Origin of the sequence: Plantibacter sp. lyk4-40-MEA-4 (assembly GCF_030209415.1) — a bacterium.
GTDB classification, from domain to species: Bacteria; Actinomycetota; Actinomycetes; order Actinomycetales; family Microbacteriaceae; genus Plantibacter; species Plantibacter flavus_A.
This window is the reverse complement of the sequence record NZ_JARVSA010000007.1, coordinates 142968-160706: the sequence shown is the minus strand read 5'-3', so window position 1 is coordinate 160706 and position 17739 is coordinate 142968. Positions and strand designations below refer to the sequence as shown.

The 17739-nt window shown below is 69.5% G+C and carries 15 protein-coding genes; 6 read left to right on the top strand and 9 right to left on the bottom strand.

Features of this window, described 5'->3' with window-relative positions:
- Nucleotide 1: 1 nt before the first annotated feature.
- The gene (locus QRN44_RS14025; RefSeq protein WP_285039428.1) at nt 2-1447 is read right to left on the bottom strand and encodes a sugar transferase; all 1446 of its coding nucleotides are present in this window, start codon (nt 1445-1447) and stop codon (nt 2-4) included.
- A 184-nt stretch (nt 1448-1631) separates the two neighbouring features.
- On the opposite strand from QRN44_RS14025, the gene QRN44_RS14020 reads away from it, so the two are divergent.
- Nucleotides 1632-2552, top strand: a complete 921-nt coding sequence (locus QRN44_RS14020; RefSeq protein WP_121291874.1) for a polysaccharide pyruvyl transferase family protein — start codon at nt 1632-1634, stop codon at nt 2550-2552.
- Nucleotides 2549-3886 (top strand): hypothetical protein, encoded by a 1338-nt coding sequence (locus tag QRN44_RS14015; protein WP_121291875.1) that lies wholly within the window; start codon nt 2549-2551, stop codon nt 3884-3886. The genes QRN44_RS14020 and QRN44_RS14015 overlap by 4 nt, the downstream gene beginning before the upstream one ends.
- Here QRN44_RS14015 and QRN44_RS14010 read toward each other — a convergent pair.
- Both QRN44_RS14010 and QRN44_RS14005 read right to left on the bottom strand, forming a co-directional pair.
- Nucleotides 3772-4884 (bottom strand): glycosyltransferase family 4 protein, encoded by a 1113-nt coding sequence (locus QRN44_RS14010; protein WP_285039427.1) that lies wholly within the window; start codon nt 4882-4884, stop codon nt 3772-3774. The two genes, QRN44_RS14015 and QRN44_RS14010, sit on opposite strands and share 115 nt — an antisense overlap.
- A complete protein-coding gene (locus tag QRN44_RS14005) occupies nt 4884-5948 on the bottom strand; it encodes a glycosyltransferase family 4 protein (protein WP_285039426.1) in 1065 nt (354 codons plus the stop codon). The genes QRN44_RS14010 and QRN44_RS14005 overlap by 1 nt, the downstream gene beginning before the upstream one ends.
- 124 nt (nt 5949-6072) lie before the next feature.
- On the opposite strand from QRN44_RS14005, the gene QRN44_RS14000 reads away from it, so the two are divergent.
- Genes QRN44_RS14000 through QRN44_RS13990 form a run of 3 tightly spaced genes read left to right on the top strand, consistent with a single transcriptional unit; the run spans nt 6073 to nt 8839 of the window.
- Entirely contained in the window at nt 6073-6663 is a 591-nt protein-coding gene (locus tag QRN44_RS14000; protein WP_285039425.1) for an acyltransferase, read from the top strand.
- Nucleotides 6664-6705: 42 nt separating this feature from the next.
- On the top strand, nt 6706-7551 hold the full coding sequence (locus QRN44_RS13995; protein WP_071262497.1) for a glycosyltransferase family 2 protein: 846 nt from the start codon (nt 6706-6708) through the stop codon (nt 7549-7551).
- A gap of 7 nt (nt 7552-7558) precedes the next feature.
- Nucleotides 7559-8839: a lipopolysaccharide biosynthesis protein gene (locus tag QRN44_RS13990; protein WP_285039424.1), complete on the top strand. Its 1281-nt coding sequence runs from the start codon at nt 7559-7561 to the stop codon at nt 8837-8839.
- On the opposite strand, the gene QRN44_RS13985 is transcribed toward QRN44_RS13990, so the two are convergent.
- A complete protein-coding gene (locus QRN44_RS13985; protein WP_285039423.1) occupies nt 8836-9825 on the bottom strand; it encodes a glycosyltransferase family 2 protein in 990 nt (329 codons plus the stop codon). The two genes, QRN44_RS13990 and QRN44_RS13985, sit on opposite strands and share 4 nt — an antisense overlap.
- 73 nt (nt 9826-9898) lie before the next feature.
- On the opposite strand from QRN44_RS13985, the gene QRN44_RS13980 reads away from it, so the two are divergent.
- Nucleotides 9899-10987, top strand: coding sequence for a glycosyltransferase family 4 protein (locus QRN44_RS13980; protein WP_285039422.1), 1089 nt, complete (start codon nt 9899-9901; stop codon nt 10985-10987).
- A gap of 47 nt (nt 10988-11034) precedes the next feature.
- Here QRN44_RS13980 and QRN44_RS13975 read toward each other — a convergent pair whose 3' ends face one another.
- The 5 genes from QRN44_RS13975 to gmd all read right to left on the bottom strand — a co-directional run bounded on the left by QRN44_RS13975 (nt 11035) and on the right by gmd (nt 17692).
- Nucleotides 11035-13554: a glycoside hydrolase family 65 protein gene (locus tag QRN44_RS13975; protein ID WP_064295207.1), complete on the bottom strand. Its 2520-nt coding sequence runs from the start codon at nt 13552-13554 to the stop codon at nt 11035-11037.
- Nucleotides 13551-14378, bottom strand: coding sequence for an HAD family hydrolase (locus tag QRN44_RS13970; protein WP_121292050.1), 828 nt, complete (start codon nt 14376-14378; stop codon nt 13551-13553). The genes QRN44_RS13975 and QRN44_RS13970 overlap by 4 nt, the downstream gene beginning before the upstream one ends.
- A 124-nt stretch (nt 14379-14502) precedes the next feature.
- Nucleotides 14503-15690 carry a DegT/DnrJ/EryC1/StrS family aminotransferase gene (locus tag QRN44_RS13965; protein WP_121291882.1) on the bottom strand — a complete coding sequence of 396 codons (1188 nt, stop codon included), beginning with the start codon at nt 15688-15690 and terminating at the stop codon, nt 14503-14505.
- Complete coding sequence (locus QRN44_RS13960; RefSeq protein ID WP_121291883.1) at nt 15687-16622, bottom strand: NAD-dependent epimerase/dehydratase family protein; 936 nt, start codon at nt 16620-16622, stop codon at nt 15687-15689. The genes QRN44_RS13965 and QRN44_RS13960 overlap by 4 nt, the downstream gene beginning before the upstream one ends.
- A gap of 5 nt (nt 16623-16627) precedes the next feature.
- Complete coding sequence (gmd, locus tag QRN44_RS13955; RefSeq protein WP_064295204.1) at nt 16628-17692, bottom strand: GDP-mannose 4,6-dehydratase; 1065 nt, start codon at nt 17690-17692, stop codon at nt 16628-16630.
- Nucleotides 17693-17739: the final 47 nt, after the last annotated feature.

Genomic DNA, 17739 nt, shown 5'->3' with positions numbered 1-17739 from the left:
ATCACCGTGCATCGGTTCCCGGGGCGACGACCGCTCGCACCGTCTGCGCGAGGATCTTCAGGTCGATCGCGGCCGACCGGTTCTCCACGTAGTACAGGTCGAGGTCGACCGAGTCGTCCCAGGAGAGGTTGGACCGCCCGCTGACCTGCCACAGTCCGCTCATGCCCGGCTTCACCAGGAGGCGTCGCCGGGCGAGCAGGTCGTAGCGTTCGACCTCCCACCCCCGGTGCGGCCGCGGACCGACGAGGCTCATCGAACCCCCCAGGACGTTCAACAACTGCGGGAGCTCGTCGAGCGAGTACTTCCGGAGGATCCGTCCGATCGGGGTCACGAGCGGGTTGTCCGAAGCCTTCGAGAGCAGTTCGTCCGCGTGCTGCTGCACGGCGAGGGCTGCTCCGGTGTCGGCGTCGGCGACCATCGAGCGGAACTTCAGGATCTGGAAGGGGCGGCCGCGCAGGCCGACGCGCTCCTGCCGGTACAGCACGGTCCCCCGACTCGTCGTCTTCACCGCGAGCGCGACCGCGAGCATGACCGGGGCCAGCAGCAGGAGCAGCGTCGCGGAACCGATGACGTCGAACGCCCGCTTCGCCGCCGCCTCCAGCCGCGACAGCTCCAGGTGGTCGACATGGATGAGCGGGATGCCGGCCACCGCCTGGAGGTACAGGCGGGTCGAGGCCACCCCCGTGAGCGTCGGCGCGATGATGAACTTCACCCCGCGCTCACTGAGGTCCCAACCCAGGCGGCGGAGCTCGGCGGGGGTGAGTTCGACGGGGCCGACGAGGATCACCGTGTCCGCTTCGACCTCCTCGGCGGCATCGACGATCGAGGGCCGCCCGGTGAGGATGGGGGCACCCACGATGCGGTCATCGTCGACGATGCCCGGGGTCGCGACGCCCACCACCCGATGCCCTGCCCAGTCGCCCCGGCGCATGCGCTCGGCGACATGCACCGCCTGGTCGCGGTCCCCCACCAGCAGCGTGCGGTAGACGAGTGCACTTCCGCGTCGCCGCGCACGGAGGTGTCGACGGGCGCCCCATCGGACCGCCAGGAGGAGGGCTACCCCGAGCGGCATGGCGGTGAGCAGGAACCCGCGTCCGATCTCGAGCTTGAGGAGGTAGGACGCCATCGCCACCGTGCCGAAGACCGTCGTCGTCACGACCACGACCCGTCGATAGGGTGTCCAACCGTCCGCGAGGACCCGCGGGTGGCGCGATCGGGCCGCTGCCAGGGGCGACCACCACGCGACGGCGAGCGCGAGGGTGACCGCCGGGTAGCCGAGGTCTCGGCGTCCGAACGGCCCCACGACCTCCACGGTCCCGCGCCAGTACGCGTCCCACCACAGGAGCTGGGTCACGGTGAGTGCCAGGGTGACGGCCAGGAGGTCGAGGACGAGGACCATGCGCGAGCACCGTCGCTCCCAGCAGCGGCGGGCTTCGACGAAGGGCATGCGGTGGCCTCCTTGGGGATGTTCTGGTGTGCATCGGATCGCGCCTCGGCGCGCACGAGGCGCGGTGGGCGAGGTCGATCGCCGACGTGCGAGACGACCCGGCGACAATCGAGCATAATGTATTCGACCAACTGAAGTATCCGATTCCAGCGCAACGCTCGGTGTCGATCCGGACGGAGCACCCATGCCCTACCTCGAGACCATGCGACGGCGCGCCGAGACCTCCTTCGTCGAGCTGCATCGCGGCGTCACCGAACTCCACTACACCCAGTTCCCCGATCACCGGAACTCGGGCGATTCAGCCATCGCCCTCGGACAGGCCAGGTTCTGGCGCGCACACGGCATCGACGTGCGCACGACCTCGAGCGCCGGCAGCATGCCCGAGCGGGTCCGGGACTCGTCGATCCCGGTCCTCATCCAGGGCGGCGGCAACCTCGGAGGCCTCTACCCGGTGCTGAGCGAGGCTCGCTACGAACTCGCGGAGCGCCTCCCAGCCGACACCTTGCTCATCCAGGCACCGCAGTCGGTCGTCTTCCCCACGGATGCGGACCGCCGGGCGTTCTCCCGACGGTTCGCCGCCCGGCTCAACCTTCGGGTCGCCGTCCGCGACCAGACCTCCTACGACCTCCTCCGCGACGAGGTCGAGGACCTCAGCCTCTCACCGGACGCGGTGCACCTCCTCGGCCCGATCAACGCCCCCGAACCGACCCAGCGGCGCATCGTCATCGCCCGGACGGACGGCGAGAGCGCGGGTGGGCTCGTGGGCTCCGAGAGCGCCGACTGGCCGGCCGACCCCCTGGACCTCCGGGCGCACGAGTGGCTCGGCTGGCGCGCGGCGAAGCACCCGGTGTTGAAACCGCTCATGGAGCGCGATCATGCCGCGTGGATGCGGCGAGCCGAACGTCGATTCGATGCCGCCGTCCGGCTGATCGCCCGCGGCGAGGTGGTCGTCACCGATCGCCTCCACGCCATGCTCATCGGGCTGCAGATCGGCCGCCGGGTCGTCGCGCTCGACAACAACAACCGCAAGCTGTCGAACTACGCGGAGACCTGGTTCGGCGACCTCCAACCGAGGTTGCGCTTCGAGCACACGATCCGTCCGTGACCTCCCGGCAGCCTTTCGCGGAGCTGACGCGGCGGGACGCGGCCAGGGCCCGCGCGGAGGCCAGCGCCGACCGGGCCGTGTGGCGCCGGCAGCTGACGCGACGGACGCCCGATGTCAGCGGGCGGGAACGTGACCGCCCGCTCGTCGGCGGTTCGCTCCTCCTCATCGCCTCGCTCCTCGCGCTCGCCTGGGTGGCAGCCGAGCAACCAGGACTGCCCGGGCACTTCGCGAACGACGAGGGCACGATCATCAGCGTGAATCGGGGGACGTTCACCGAGGCCGACTCGTCGTTCCGGCTCATCGCCGCGGTCTACCGCTGGATGGGCCTGGCCGAGCTGCAGACGCTCGCCGCCCTCGTCGGTGTCGCGAGCTACCTGCTCGTCCTGACGGCGGCGATCTCACGCACCCGGACGACGACGGCCGAGTGGGTGGACTGGGCCATCATCATCAGCTGCGTCGCGCTCGCCTCGGTCTACCACGGCGCGTACACGAAGGACCTGCTGACGGTGGGCGCGGTACTCGCCCTCATCGCCCACCGCGGACGAGGTCTGTTGGCCGAGCTGGTGCCGGTGGCCGCGATGCTGCTGTACGCCCAGGGCTTCCGCACGTACTGGTTCCTCGTGGCCGGCCTCTATCTGGCGCTCCGGCTCGCGCTGCGAGCACGGCGCGGCTGGACGGCCACCCTGGCGGTCGTCCTCGTGCTCTACGCCGGACTCTCCGTCGTCTTCCCGCTGGTCGTCGGTGTCGACCTCGACCACTACCGCCTGATGGTGAACGAGCACCGCACCGCGGAATCGGTCAACACCCTGATCGTGCAGTTCTTCCCCGGTGCCGGCCCCGTGTCCGGGTTCGTCAACAGTGTCCTCACCTTCGTCTCGTTCATCATCCCGATCCCGCTGATGCTCCGCGGCGGGGCGATCTACCTCGTCGTGGCGCTCGTCCTGCTGGTCATCTGGGGATCACTCATCGCCGCGATCCGGTCGGCGAGGCTCCGAGCGCCCCGCGGCGCTCCGATCCTCACAGCGTTCCAGAACCGCTTGTTCGCGGCGATCCTCGCCTTCCTGATCGTGCAGTCGATCTTCGAGCCGGACTACGGCTCGTTCCTCCGGCATCTCACGCCGATGCTGATCGTCGCCGTGTGCCTCCTCCTGTCTCTGCGACCTGGAGCGACGGCACCCCCGGCCCCGCGGAGGCCGACCTCCGCTCCGTCCCGCGCGCATCAGCGACGTACGGACACGACGGATGCTGCGGCGACGCGCACGTCCGCTGCGACGCGCGCCCACGAGAACGGACCCGCTGCAGCAAGGACACCCGCCGCTGAGAGCGTCTGGTAGCGACCGGCGTCGGCGAGGATCTCCTCCAGCGCGTCGGCGAGCGCGGTCGACGTCACCGCCGTGGCCACGATGCCCGATCCTGACGCGATCGCCTGCTCGGCGAGGCCGCCGACCGGCGTCACGACGGAGGGCACCCCGAGCGCCATCGCGTAGGCGAGCACACCGGACTGACTGGCCTCGGTGTAGGGCAACAGGGCGATGTCGAACCCGCCGACCACCTGTGCGATCTCCTCCTGACCGACCCAGCGGTTCTCGAGCTCGTCGTCCTCGTGTCGGAGGAGGTCGAGAGCGTCGTCGGTCCCGGACCCGACGACCCGCAATCGGACCCGGATCCCGCGACGTCGCAGTTCGGTGATCGCTTCCACCCCGAGACCGAGCCCCTTGTACGCCGACAGCCGACCGAAGCATCCGACGACCGGAACACCCTCCCGGTACGTCGACCGGACCACGGCACGGCCCGCGTCGACCTGGTATGCGGCATGGACGGTCTCGTGGACGCGGTCCGCGCGGAACTCACCACGGGACGTGAGTGCGGCGGCGACCGGCGCGGAGAACACGATCGCTCCGTCCGCCGCCCGACGCTCGGCGCGACGCAGGAGGTGCTCGAGCCGCGAGAAGTCCCCGGGGTGCATCGTCGCGTCATGGACGCAGAGCAGACTCCGACGACCGCCGAAGCGGAACACGGGCGCGACCGCCCCCTGCCAGAGCTGCTCCATGGCGATGACGACGACGTCGATGCGATGCCGCCGGAGGAACCGGTCGAGCCGGAACGCCGCCCAGAGCAGACGCGGTAGACCGAGCACCGCGCCGCGCTTGTCGCGATACGTGCGGATCGGGAAGGACGGCACACCGAGTGCCACGAACCGGTCGGCCACCTCGGCGTCGAGGGAATAGGACACGACGACATCGCAGCCGTCCTCCTGAAGCGCCTGAGCCAGTTCCTGGGCGAAGAGCGGGCCCGCACCGGTGCGGCCCCACTGCACCACAGCGACCCGCATCAGGCCACCTGCGGTATCCGGTAGGCCTCGGCGAGCGCCGTCCGCTGATGGGCGGGCGTGTGGCCCCGGAGGCGGTCCGACCAGCGGGCGACGTTCGCCTCGGCCCACGCGGCGAAGGCCCGGGGCCCGGCCAGCCTGCTGGCGATGAGCGCCTCGAGACCATTGTCGAGCGTGAGGGCGTCCGGGAGCGTCCCGAACGCGGCGATCGGGCGGACGAGCGTCGGGACACCAGCCTGCACCGCCTCCAGGACGGCGAGCGGGAACCCCTCCCAGGCGGCGGTATGGAGGTAGACGTCGCTCTGCGCGAGCCGCCTGCCCACCTCGGCGTGCGGAATCCACCCGGTGACGTGTACACCGGAGGCCTCCAACCGGGCGACGTCGTCGTCCGCGCCACCACCCATCCAGACCGGGACCACCTCGATCCCTCGCGCACGGATCGACGCCGCGGCGTCGGCGAACCGCATCGGATCCTTCTGCGGAGCGATCCGCCCGAGGCTCGCGACCAGCAGCGGCCGGTGCCGCTCCAGGCCGTCTCGGCGGGCATCGCACAGCGGAACCGCGACCACGTTCGGCACGTGGACGACGTGCGGTCGGAGGGGCCCGCGCCGTTGCGCTGCGGCGGCCTCGCCCTCGGAACAGGCGGCGATGGTCTCGACGTTGAACGAGAGCAGCCACTCCACGGCCCGGAACGCACGGCGGCTCCAGACGGAGAGGTCGGCGCGCTCGAACGCGTAGCAGTGCGGGGTGTAGACGATGCGGGTCCGCGGCGAACTGCGCAGGGCCACGCGGGCGTACGCGCCGGCGAAGCTCGAGTGGGCGTGCACGATGTCGGCCGCGGTCCGACGGCGCACACGGCGGATCGCTCGCACGGCAGCGAGCGGTCGCCGTCCGAGGGCGGTCACGGACGCGAAGCAGTCGGACAGCGTGTCGTCGACGGGGGCACCGTCCGGGATCTGCGCGAGCAGGTGGTGTTCGACACCCGGCGGTGAATTCCGCACGTACGCCTCGATCGCCACGGGGATGCCACCCGCATAGCAGTCGGTGACGTGGAGCACGGTCGTCATGGCACGCCTTCACGGACTCGGTTGTCGGAACGTCTCGCTCTGTCATGAGAAATATCACAGAAGAGCATCTGTAATATACTGGTCGACCCAGTGAACTCCAAACTCCGCCGATTCGAAGGACCCCGTGCCGAAAGCACTCCGCCGAACCCTCCTGCATCTCCGCAAACTGTCCGTGAACGCCTCGGGCCTCATCCGTGCCGGCATTCTGCTGTGGATCCGCGCCGGTGTGAGTCCGCGCCTCGCGATCTTCGAAGGGCGCGCGCCCGTCCTCGTGATCCCCGGAACCTTTCGTGCGGGCGTGCGCCTCAAGCTCCGCTCGACCACGCAGCGCTCGTCGATATCCACCGGCCCAGGCGGCTCGCTCGTCCTCGGAGACCGGGTCTTCATCAACCAGGGGTCGTGCATCCACGCCGAGCAGTCGATCGTGATCGGCGACCGCGTCTCGATCGGAGACGGTGCGCGGATCTACGACACGAACTTCCATCCGGTGCGGCCCGGGCAGCCCGTCAAGGTCGAGCCGGTGGTCCTCGAGGACGACGTCTGGCTGGCCGCCGGGGTCACCGTATTGGCGGGCGTGACGATCGGACGGGGGTCCGTGATCGGGACCGGAGCCATCGTCACTCGGTCCGTCGCTCCAGGGTCCCTCGTCGTCGGTCCCGCCGCATCGACCGTCGAACGGTTCCCGATCCCGTCAGCATTCCGACGGACCCCGTGACACCCGACGGACTTCGCCCCTCTCCACCCATGAAAGGCCCCCGTGTACACGATCGTCATCCCCTGCCGTGACGGGGCAGCGACACTGAACGCGCAGCTGAACGCCGTCCTGAAGCAGGATGCCTCGATCGACCTCGAGGTGCTCGTCGCGGACAACGGCTCCACCGACGGGACCGCCGACCTCATCCGTTCCGTCGCCCGCAACGACGACCGTGTGCGTCTCATCGACGCCTCCGCGCGGACCGGCATCAACCACGCTCGAAACCGAGGGGTAGAAGCAGGACGGGGTGACCGGATCCTGCTGTGCGACGCCGACGACATCGTCCACGAGGGCTGGCTGGCAGCGCACCATGCCGCGTTCGAAGCCGGCGCCGAGTGCGTCGGTGGCGGGCTGGATCGCACCCTGCCAGACGGCACCGTCATCATGCGACAGCGAGAGCTCCTGTTCGTCGGCTGGGATCTCGCGAGCCCGTTCGGTGCGAACTGCGGGTTCACGAGGGAGGTGTACGAACGTGTCGGTGGGTTCGACGAGACGTTCCGCGACGGCGGTGACGACACGGACTTCTTCTGGCGAGCCGCGCTGACCGGAGCAACGACGGTACTCGTGCCCGACGCTGTCGTGACGTACGCGCTCCGCGCCGATCTCCGACAGGTGATACGGCAGCACATCAACTACGGCCGCGGGGTCACCCATCTGTATGTCCGGCACCGCTCATCGGGGATGCCGCGATCATCGCCGATCCGTGCGGTCCTCTCGGTCACGGCGTGCCTGTTGATCATCGTCACGAGCGGTCACCGGTCGCTCCGCAGACGGTTCGCCGTCGAACGGTTGGCTGGCAGGATCGGACGCCTCCGGGAGAGCGTGCGCCGAGGCACGTGCTATCTGTGAACGGCCGATGATCCATCTCGCCTGGGCGATCCTCGAGCGGATCCTGCCCCGGGTGGCGTCGGCGCTCATCATGCTCGTCCTCGCGGCCCGGCTCACGCCGTCCCTCGTCGGCATGTACGCGTGGATGGTCCTCGCCCTCACGCTCGTCCAGACCGTCGGCGACACGGCCGCCCGGCAGACCGCCGTCGTCCACGGAGACACCGAGGCCGGGGAACGGTTCGTCCGCCGGTTCCGGGTCTGGTCCGCGCTGATCGGAGGCGCCGCGCTCGCCGTGACCGTCGGAGCCCTGGTCCTGACGCATCATGCGGAGGACCGATGGCAGGCGATCGCCCTCGCGCCGTTCGTCCTCGTCCCGGCGGCTTCGGCCGTGGGAATCGACGCCCTGGTCCGGCTGCAGCGAGCCGGGAGATGGAAGGAGATCGCATCGCATCAGGCATGGTCGTCGACGGCCTCCCTGCTCTGCAGCGCGCCGACCCTCCTGGCGACGGGATCGCTCCTCGCCAGCGCCCTGCAGGCGATGGTCGCGGAGGCGGGGTTCGCCCTGCTCAACCGGCGACGCGCAGCGCGACTCCCCCGCGCGTCCGCCGCCGACGCGCATTCCCGCGAACCGACCGTGAACGTCCTGGGCGACTACCTCCACACGGCACTGTTCTCGCTGCTCGGCTGGGGACAGGGACAGACCGACCGCCTCTCGATCGGGGCTCTCGCCGGCGGGGCACGTCTGGGCCAGTACGCGTTCGCCATGTCGCTGTCGCGGAGCATCGGCGACGCGGCGGCGCTGGCTGCGATCAACGTCCTCCGGCCGGTCCTCGCCGAAGCGGCACGTGACGGCCGAGGGTCCCAGATCGTCGCGCTCACGGAGGCTTCGCTTCGACGATCCCTGGTCCTGGCGGTCGTGGCCGCCATGGCGACGAGCATCGGGGCTGAGCTGGTCCTGGGCCCCTTCCTCGCAGACGACTGGGACCCCGCCCTGGCACTCGTCCCAGTCCTCACGCTGTCGGTCGCCCCCTCGGTCGTCGCCTGGTCGGTCACGGCAGTCCTCCAGGCCGAGAGCCGGATGCGCCGGGCGAGTCCGATCAAGGCGGTCGGTGTGCTGCTGTCCCTCCCGGTCGGCGTCGTCGCCCTCCACGACCTGCAGCTCGCAGCCTGGCTCGTGAACGCCCGGGAACTCGTCGTGATGGCACTGCTCCTCCTCGCCGCGCGTCATCGGGCGCCGTGGCGGGGCGGCCTCCTCGCGCTCGGCGTGGTCGTGGCCGGCGCGGCCGTATCGCAGGTGACCCGAGGCTAGGCCGGCTGCAGCAGATCCCTGACGATGTCCAGGGCCCCCTGGCTGGCGTAGCGCTGGTACTCGCCGCGGGGAGCACGCAACAGGACAGGGAGGATCCGTCGCCATCGGGCCGGAGGGAGATCGGCCCGGAACCGCTCGAAGGCCGCTTTGGCGACGACGGCCGAGCGATCGGCGAGCGGTGCGGGCTCACGGGCCTCGTCGAGCCAGGAAGCGAGCCCTGCGACGCGGTCGGCGATGTCCCGATTGCGCTGACGCCCCGGCTGCATCAGCCTCGAGATCTTGTACGCCAGCGTCGGCTCGACGATCCCGATCTGGTTCGCGCCGTGCTGCCGGTAGTCGACGAGCGGTTCGTCCAGCAGCTCGATGGGTCCGCGCGATGCGGCGACGATCGCCAACCACTCGTCGTGGACCCATGGAGCCGGGAACGGCACGGCCGCGTCGAAGACCTCTCGTCGGAGCATCGCGGTCGCACCGGTGACCAGATTGCGCCGCAACAGCACGCCGAACGCGTCACCAGCCCGGATCCCGTCGCGTTCGTGCGGGCCGATCGACAGCGACGCGAAGAGCGTGGTGCCGAGGGACGCCCCATCGGCTCCGACGAGACGGGCGTCGGAGCACACCATCTGGAGTTCCGGACGCGCGTCGAAGGCGGCCAAGGCACGCTCGAGACGGTCGGGCCGCCACACGTCGTCCTGATCGGACAGGACGACCAGGTCCCCGTCGGTGGCACGGATCACGCTCTCGAAGTTGCGTGTCACACCGAGCGCGGTCGGATTCCGCAGGAAGCGCACCGGGACCGACGACGCCTCGGCGAAGCGCTCGACGATGGCCGACGTCCCGTCGGTGGACCCGTCGTCGCTGATCACGATCTCGCCGGGCAGTACGGTCTGCCGGTCGATGCTCGCCAGCTGCTCGGCGAGGAACGCCTCACCGTTGTATGTGCAGAGGGCGACGGAGACGCGTGCGTCGACTGGTGCTGCTGGCATTGACCCGCTCCTCACCGCTCGCCGGACCGCCCACCAGCCTATCCCCACCGTCCCGCTGGTATCCTCGGGCCTTATGCCCCGCGTAGCCGTCGACCTCCTCTCGTACACCGGAACGAAAGGCGGTATGGAGACCTACGCCCGCGAGCTGTACCGCGAGATCGGCCGCCTCGGCAGTGAGTTCGAGTTCGTCGGACTCGCCAGCAAGGAGGGATATCAGCTCGACCGTTCCTGGTTCCCCGGGGACATGATCGACACCGGTATCAGCGGAGAGAACCGCTTCCGGTGGGCGATCGGCGAGCTCTGGTCGATCGGTCGCATCGCCAAGCGTCACCGTGCGGATCTGTTGCACTGCCCGGCTCTGCTCGGTCCCGCCCGGAGCAGCATGCCCACCGTGATCTCCATGCACGACATGCTCTACTGGAGCCAGCCCCAGATGATGAGCACCCCGGCGTTCACCGAACCCGTGAAGTTCATGGAGCGCCTGGGTGCGCGGAACGCCAGCCGGATGATCACGATCAGTGAGGTGTCCCGGCGCGAGATCATCACCTACCTCGGCTTCCCGGCAGACCGCATCGACCTCATCCCCCTCGCCGGCACCGCCCTGCCGATGGGCGAACGACGACCGGACACGGAGCACCCGTTCATCCTGGCGACGGGCAACCGGCGCCCGCACAAGAACTGGGCTGGTCTCATCAGAGCGTTGCCGCTCATTGACGAGGCGGTCCGCCCTCGGGTGGTCATCACCGGCAGCCATGGCGAGGACCCGCTGCGCGCCGTCGTCGACGAGGTCGGCATGCGCGACTGGGTCGAGCTGCGATCCTGGTTGACCAGCGAGGAACTCGGTCACCTCTACGAGACCGCGACCGCGCTCGCCATGCCGTCCTTCCACGACGGTTTCAGCCTGCCGGCCCTCGAAGCCATGATGGCGGGGCTCCCCGTGCTCATCTCCGACATCCCCGTGTACCGGGAGGTCGCCGGCGATGCGGCCGAGTACTTCGACCCGCACTCCTTGGAGTCGATCGCCAACGCCATGACGACGGCGGTCAGTGACCCCGCACGGATGGCCGAACTCGCCGATCAGGGCCGGGAACGCGCCAAACAGTTCTCCTGGGAACGCGTGGCGACACGCACGCTCGAGACCTTCCGGACCACACTCGCCTGACACGCCCGCGGCTGGATGGCAAGCGACCGCCATCCAGCCGCGTCGCGCTACTCCGACTGCGGCTGGATGACCGGGATCGACTCGGTGTCGGCCGGGCCGAGGGCGATCGTCGGCATCGACACCGTGATGAGCGAGCCGTCGGCACGGCGGCTGCCCTCGATGTCGCTCGCGCTCGGCTCGCCGACGAGGTGCGGACCCTGGTTGTCGAGCGGAACGGTGACCGTCGTCCCGGCCTCGACGAGCACGTTGCCCCCGCCGACGACGAACGAGGCGGAATCGCCCTCTTCGACGGTGAACCGCATCTCGGTGCGCCGGACGGAGATGCGCACCCGCGTGCCCTTGACCGTGAGTCGGAAGGTGATGCCCTGCCAGTCGACCGGCAGGCGCGGCGAGAACGAGATCACGCCGCCGTGGTCGCGCATGCCCGCGAAGCCGAGCACGAGGGCGCTCCACACGCCGCCGGTGGAGGCGACGTGCACACCGTCCGGGGTGTTGCGGTGCAGGTTCGCGAGGTCGACGAACAGCGCCGACCAGAAGTACTTGAGCGCGAGCCGCTGGTACCCGACCTCGGCGGCGATGATCGACTGCACGACCGCCGACAGGGTCGAGTCGCCAGTCGTCAGCGGGTCGTAGTAGTCGAAGTCGGCGAGCTTCTCCTCGTCGGTGAAGTGGTCGCCCTGGAGGAGCAGCGCCAGCACGACGTCCGCCTGCTTGAGCACCTGGAACCGGTAGATGACGAGCGGGTGGAAGTGCAGGAGCAGCGGGAGGTGCTCAGGAGGGGTGTGATCGAGGTCCCACAGCTCCTTCTCGAGGAACTGGGCGTCCTGCGGGTGGATGCCGAGCCGCTTGTCGAAGGGGATGTGCATGTGCTCGGCGGCGCGCTGCCACTCGCGGACCTCGGCGTCGTCGAGCGACAGCCGCGTGACCAACCGTTCGAAGGAGGCCGGGTCGTCCTCGCGGAGGCGCTCCACGGCCTCGACGGCCGACAGCAGGTTCGCCCGTGCCATGACGTTCGTGTAGAGGTTGTCGTTCACGACGGTCGTGTACTCGTCGGGCCCCGTGACCCCGTAGATGTGGAACGAGTCCTTGCCGTTCGCGCGCCAGAAGCCCAGGTCGGCCCACATGCGGGCCGTCTCGACGAAGATGTCGACGGCTCCGCGGGCCAGGAAGTCCTCGTCCCCCGTCGCCGCGACGTACTGCCGTAGCGCGTAGGAGATGTCGGCGTCGATGTGGTACTGCGCCGTGCCGGCCGCGTAGTACGCGGACGACTCGAGCCCGTTGATCGTGCGCCACGGGAACAGGGCACCGTGCTGGTTGAGTTCGGTCGCGCGGGAGCGGGCGGCGTCGAGCATGTTCTGGCGGAACCGGAGGGCGTTCCGTGCGACGAGCGGCGCCGTGTAACTGAGGAACGGGAGGACGTAGACCTCGGTGTCCCAGAAGTAGTGGCCACCGTACCCGGACCCGGACACACCCTTCGCCGCGACACCGCCGCCGTCCGTGCGTGCGGACGCCTGCGCCAGCTGGAAGAGGTTCCAGCGCGTCGCCTGCTGGATGGCAGGCTGTCCGTGGACCTCGACGTCGGAGCGCGCCCAGAAGTCCTCCAGCCACAGCTCCTGGTTGCGGATCGCGGATTCGATGCCGTTCTCGGCGGAACGGTCGAGCGTGCGGGCGCAGCGATCGGCGAGTTCCTTCGGCGGGACGGCGTTCGAGGTGTGGTAGCTGATGATCTTGGTGAGCTTCGTGGGCACGCCCGCGCGACCGCGGATCGTGTACACGTGCTTCGCGAGGTCGGACTCGATGTGCGTCGAGACCTCGTACTCGTTCTCGGTCTCGATCGTGTGGTCGGCGCCGGCGACGATCGTCATGCCGGAGTTCGTCGTCTGGTACCCGAGCATCGCTCGTGGACCGTCGATGAGCTTGTAGCGAGGCTGCAGCACCCGCTCGGTGAGGGACTCCGCCTTGCGCGGGTCGCCCATCCCCGGCTCGGGTGCGTTCGTCAGGTAGTCGTCCTGACGGTCCTGGCGGTTGATGATCTGACTGGAGAGCACGAGCGACGCATCCGCGTCGAGCAACGTGACCTCGTAGTCGAGGACCGCGAGGTGGCGGTCGGTGAAGGACACCATGCGACGGGAACGGATGTGGACCCGCTTCCCGGAGGGCGTCCGCCATTCGAGTTCGCGGCTGAGGACACCGGTCTTGAAGTCGAGCCGACGCTCGAAGCTCAGCAGGTCGGCGTCGTTGAGGATCAGCGGCTCGTCGTCGACGTAGAGGCGGACGACCTTCGTGTCGGGCGCGTTGACGATCGTCTGACCGACGCGGGCGAAGCCGAACGCCTCCTCGGCGTGACGGATCGGCCAGGTCTCGTGGAACCCGTTGATGAACGTCCCGTGGACGTGGCCGTCGCGGCCCTCCTCGACGTTGCCGCGGAAACCGAGGTAGCCGTTGCCGAGCGCGAAGAGGGTCTCGGTCGTTCCCTCGTCGTCCGCGTCGACGTGCGTCTCGACGAGCGCCCAGTCGTCGAGTGGGAACCGGTGACGGTCGAGCGGGTCGCTGGTGATGTGGTTCATGCCTGGTCCTCGGAGGAGTCGTGGGGTGCCGTGGGGATCTGTGGGTCGGCCGGCGCGTCCGGCCCGGCTGTTCGCGAAGCCGACCGCAGTGGGTCGACGAGGTCGGCGAGGTCATCGACCACGATGTCCGCGCCGGCATCGATGAGCGCCTGGTGTCCGATACCGCGGTCGACGCCGAGCACGAGACCGAAGTCGCCGCGGCGGCCGGCCTCGACCCCGGAATGCGCGTCCTCGACGACGACGCACTCCGACGGAGCGTAGCCGAGCAGACGACCGGCCTCGACGTAGGTGTCCGGCGCGGGCTTGCCGGCGATCCCCTCGCGCGCGGCGACGACGCCGTCCATCACGACCGGGAACCGCTCACGGAGCCCTGCCGCTCGGAGGACGACCTCGGCGTTCTTGGAACTCGACACCACGGCGACCTCGAGCCCTGCCTGCTCGACCGTGTCGAGGAAGGTCAACGATCCCGGGTACGCGGCGATGCCGTCCGCTTCCAGGACGGCCGTGAACACCGAGTTCTTCCGGTTGCCGAGACCGCACACGGTCTCCAGCTCAGGCGCGTCGGTCGGCGAACCCTCGGGAAGCGTGATGCCGCGTGACGCGAGCATCGCGCGCACCCCGTCGTACCGCGGCTTGCCGTCGATGTACTGGAAGTAGTCGGCGTCGGTGTAGGGCTCGGTGATCCCGTGGGCGAGGAGCTCGTCGGTAAAGAGCTTCGCCCACGCGTGCATGTGGATCTCGGCGGTCGGGGTGATGACGCCGTCGAGGTCGAACAGCACCGCCCGGCAGCCGAGGAGCCGCGCGGCCGCCTCGTCGAGGGTCAGGACGTCGTTCGATGGCGCGTTGATCGGCTGGGTCACGGTGCACGGTCCTCGTCGGTTTGGGGGAAGAGGTGGACAGTGGAACGGAAGCTGCTGCGGACCGGTGGGGCGGCCGCGCAGACCCAGCCTAGGAGAGTTTGGCCACCACGTCGTACACGCGGTCGATACCGGCGTGGACCGGGAAGTGGTGGTTGCCGACGAACAGCCCGTCCTCGTGGATCTTGTCGGCGGCGGGGAGTTCCGCCGGGACCTTCGCGTCGAGGTACTTCATGACCGGGTTCTTCGTGAAGTTGCCCGCCACGATGGGCCGTGACTCGATCCCCGCGGCGGCGAACGCCTGCACGACCTCCTTGCGGCGGCCGGCGAGCGCGCCCTCGAGCACGAGGGAGAAGCCGAACCAGCTGCTCTCGCCCTGCTCGCGCTGGATGCGCACGGAATCGAGGTCGGCGAAGCGTTCCGTCCAGTACAAGGCGTTCTCCCGACGGCCGGCGATGAGCCGTGGGACCTTCTGGATCTGCTCGATGCCGATCGCGCCGGACATCTCGAGCGGGCGGACGTTGTACCCGGGAAGGACGAAACGGAAGAGGTCGTCCCACTCGTCGCCCGACTTGTCGTGGACGGCGTTCTGCTCGGGGAGTCCGCGGGTCCAGCCGTGAGCCCGCAGCGAGATGAGCATCTGCGCCGTGGCCTCGTCGTCCGTCAGGATCATCCCGCCCTCCATCGTCGAGATGTGGTGGGAGAAGAAGGCGCTGAACGTCCCCATCGCACCGACCGTGCCGGCGAACCGACCGTCGTCCTTCGCGCCGAGGGACTCGCAGTTGTCCTCCAGCAGGAGGAGACCGTGACGTTCGGCGAGTGCCGTGAGCGCCGCGAAGTCGTTCGGGTTGCCGAGGAGGTTGACCGCGAAGATCGCCTTGGTGCGCGGGGTGATGGCGGCCTCGGCGAGCGACAGGTCCATGTTGAGGGTGTCGACGTCGATGTCGACGAAGCTCGGGATGAGGCCGTACTGCTGGAGCGGGTAGTAGGTGGTGGCCCAGGACACGGCGGGGACCAGGACCTCGTCCCCCGCCTGCAGGTCGACCCGGTCGTCGAGGACGGCAGCGGCGATCGCGAGGAGGTTCGCGCTCGAACCGGAGTTGACCATGACGCCGAAGCCGGCGCCGAACGCACTGGCGAAATCGCGCTCGAACTGCGCGACCAGCGGCCCCATGGTGAAGCGGCCGCTGTCGACGACGCGCTGGATGGCGGCGTACTCCGCGGCGTCCCAGGAGGAGGTCGCGAGGGGGAAACCGGAGTCGAAGGTGTCGTCGGTCATGCTGTCTGGGGCTCCTGAGCTGCGAGGTAGGCGTGGTAGCTCGCGGCGACGCCGGCCGCGAGCGGGGTGGTGGGGTTCCAGCCGAGCGCACGGGCGGCGGCTGAGTCGAGCAGGCGCTGGTGCACTCCGGAAGGCTTGGTGGCGTCGTACCGGAAGCGACCGGTGAAGCCGGCGGCGCGACCGGCTGCTTCGTAGTACTCGGTGATGCTGTGGTCGACACCCGGCCCGAGGTTGAGCGTGACGGGCCACGCGTCGAGTGAGCCGAGCTGCGTGACGAGCCACGCCGCGAGGTCGGGCGTGTAGGTGAACTCGCGTCGGGCGGTGCCGTCGCCCCAGACCTCGACCTCGTCGGAGCCGCTCGCCACGGCGGCGTGGACCTTGCCGAGGGCGGCGGCGATGAGGTGCGCCTGACCGTGGGTGTAGTCGTCGCCCGGGCCGTAGAGGTTCGACGGCACTGCTGCGCGATAGGCGAACCCGTACTGCCGACTCGCGTACTCGCAGAGCTTCGTCCCGGCGATCTTCGCGAGCGCATACCCCTCGTTCGCGCCCTCCAGCGTGCCGCTGAGGAGAGCGCCCTCACCGATCGGCTGTGGGAGCCCCTCGGGGTAGATCGCCGCGCTCGACACGTAGAGCAGCTCGGGGACACCGGCATCGATCGCGCCTCGGATGACCGAGGTGTCGATCAGGAGGTTGTCGAGCAGGAAGTCGGTGGGACGCTGCAGCTTCGCCTGGATGCCGGCGACCTTGGCGGCGGCGTGCACGATCGCGTCCGGCGCCGTCCGGCCGATGAGGGCTGCGACGGCGGCTCGATCGGTGAGGTCGGCGTCCGCACGCGTCGCCACGATCAGCTCGTCGGCGGCGCGGAGCGTGGGCCAGACCGCGGCGATGCTCGAACCGAGCATGCCGGCACCACCGGTGAGGAGGACGCGCACCGCGCCTAGACCTCCGCGGTGTCGATGTAGGGCTTGCCCGACGCCTCGAGCTCGGCGACGTCGGAGTCGACCATGATCTGCGCTAGGCGCGGCGGGAGCACCTTCGGGGTCCAGCCGAGGACGGACTCGGCCTTCGCGTAGTCACCGATGAGCGCGTCGACCTCGGTGGGACGGAGGTAGCGCTCGTCGAACTTGACGTACTTCTCCCAGTCGAGGTCGAGCCGCTCGAAGGAGAACTGCAGGAAGTCCTTGACGGTGTACGCGGTGTTGGTGGCGAGCACGAAGTCGGTCGGTTCGTCGGCCTGCAGCATCCGCCACATGCCCTCGACGTAGTCGGGCGCGTAGCCCCAGTCGCGGACGGCGTCGAGGTTGCCCATGTACAGGAAGTCCTGCTGGCCGGCGGCGATGCGCGCGGCGGCGCGGGTGATCTTGCGGGTCACGAAGGTGCCACCGCGTCGCGGCGACTCGTGGTTGAACAGGATGCCGTTGACCGCGAACATCCCGTAGGCCTCGCGGTAGTTGCGAGTGATCCAGTAGGAGTAGACCTTCGCGACGCCGTAGGGCGAACGCGGGTAGAACGGGGTCTCCTCGTTCTGCGGCGGCGGCGTCGCCCCGAACATCTCGGAACTGGACGCCTGGTAGAAGCGGCAGTGGAGACCGATCTGGCGGATGGCCTCGAGGAGCCGGACCGTCCCGATGCCGGTCGTGTCGCCGGTGTACTCCGGCTCGTCGAAGCTGACCCGTACGTGCGACTGCGCGGCGAGGTTGTACACCTCGTCGGGCTGGATCTCCGCGAGCAGTGTCGCCAGGCGCGAGCCGTCGGCCAGGTCGGCGAAGTGCAACTGGAGCCTGGGCGAACCGTCGTGGGTCGCCTCGGGGTCGTAGATGTGGTCGATCCGCCCGGTGTTGAAGGTCGACGCGCGACGCACGAAACCGTGCACCTCGTACCCCTTCGACAGCAGGAGTTCTGCGAGGTAGCTGCCGTCCTGGCCGGTGATACCGGTGATGACGGCCTTCTTGGTGGTGACGCCTGTCGTGGCCGGGGCCGCCGGGGCTGATGTCTCAGTCATGGAAGACCACTCTACCCGGGCCGTGGTCTCCTTCGGGCGGCCCTCCC